The organism is Paenibacillus forsythiae T98, assembly GCF_000520735.1.
GTDB classification, from domain to species: domain Bacteria; phylum Bacillota; class Bacilli; order Paenibacillales; family Paenibacillaceae; genus Paenibacillus_AQ; species Paenibacillus_AQ forsythiae.
In genome coordinates, this window is sequence record NZ_ASSC01000508.1 from 1 (window position 1) to 760 (window position 760).

The 760-nt window shown below is 70.3% G+C and carries 1 protein-coding gene; it reads right to left on the minus strand.

The features are described from left to right. Nucleotides 1-733, minus strand: a 733-nt coding sequence (locus L692_RS29045) for a TgpA N-terminal domain-containing protein (protein ID WP_036723996.1), incomplete at its 3' end; no start/stop codon positions are given. Between the last annotated feature and the right edge of the window lie 27 nt (nucleotides 734-760).

Consider the following 760-nt stretch of genomic DNA (forward strand, 5'->3'; position numbering starts at 1 on the left):
GTTCAACATCCGCCCCGGCAATCGGCGGAGGGTCCTTGCCCGCCGGCTTGCGCAGCACGGCCGGATTGCTCTCGGGGAGCAGCGAGTCCACCGTATATTCGGTCACTTTGGAGGAGCCGGCCAGCTCGGGCAGGGCGAAGCTCTCCCGCTTCCCGCTCGCAAGAATATAACCGAGACGGCTTCCATCCAGCTGTCTGATGTCCGAGACGGACAACACCTGACCTGCGCCGAACACGGGAATCCCGCCTGCGGACGGCGCCGCAAAACGGACCCGCTGGCGAAGCGCGCGCCCATCCGCCGCCTTGGCGTCCCCTGAAGAGAGCGCGGTCAGACTGAGCGGCGAGGACGGCGCCGCCGCCCGCGTCCAGCGGCGTCCGTCATACCGGTCCAGGCTTTCTCCGCGCAAATAGGCCGGCCTGGAGCTTTCCACCGTGAAGACCGGTTCGCCGCTTCGCGCAAGCGGACCGCCAAGCTCGCCGCCGGAGCCGTATCCCGTGGACCCCGCAATCCCGGCGGCCCGGCTGCGCAGTCCATCGGCCGCCCAGCCCCGCAGCCGATCAGCAGCCGACTTCAGCGCCGGAGTCCGGTCCGGCTGTCCGCCTGGCAGCTCCGCCAGGTTCCAGGCAGCCGCCGCCAGACTGCCCGCCAGCAGGCAAGCGCCGCAGGCCCAGCGGAGGAACGGAACGGGTCCTACGGGGCCGGCTCTTTCCAGCAGGCGCGGCAGGCCGCTCATTCCCTGTATCCACGCAATGAGCGCGCC